This window comes from Candidatus Symbiopectobacterium sp. NZEC135, from assembly GCF_025962695.1.
Genome location: NZ_JAGFPF010001546.1, coordinates 1 through 512, shown reverse-complemented (window position 1 = coordinate 512; position 512 = coordinate 1). Strand labels below are relative to the sequence as shown.

The following is a 512-nucleotide window of genomic DNA, read 5'->3' as shown; positions in this document are numbered from 1 at the left end:
AACATCAAACAAGCCCAACAGGGAATGATACAAATTGTCGTGACTGTAGTCCTTGTTGTCGGCGTTTTTCCGCAGACAAGCGAGGTTAAGGTGGGCTTGTTGGGCAAATGTCGGTGAGAACCACATCACCATCGGCACCTGCGTTTGCTCCTTAGGCGCAATGATATAAGGCGTCCCGTGCAAATACATCCCCCGCTCTCCCAGTGACTCGCCGTGATCGGAAACGTAAATCATGGCTACATCACGCTGCTCGGAATAGCGTTGCAACACGTCAATGGTTTTGCCCAGCATCCGGTCGGTGTAGACCAGCGTGTTGTCGTAAGTGTTGGTGAGCGCTTCATTGGTGCACTTCTGGATCTGATTGCTGTCACAGGTGGGGCTGAAGGTTTTGTCTTGTGCCGGGTAGCGTTCGAAGTACGTTGGACCATGGCTGCCCAGTTGGTGCAACACGATCAGCATATCACCCTGCCTGGCATCAATGCGGGCGCTGAGTTGGTGCAGCAGCACATCGT

Annotated in this window: 1 protein-coding gene; it reads right to left on the bottom strand. The window is 53.3% G+C overall.

Annotated features, from left to right (window positions below; genetic code table 11):
- Positions 1 to 512 (bottom strand): phosphoethanolamine transferase (locus tag J5224_RS35290; RefSeq protein ID WP_264629423.1); only part of this gene is annotated, 512 nt, incomplete at both ends.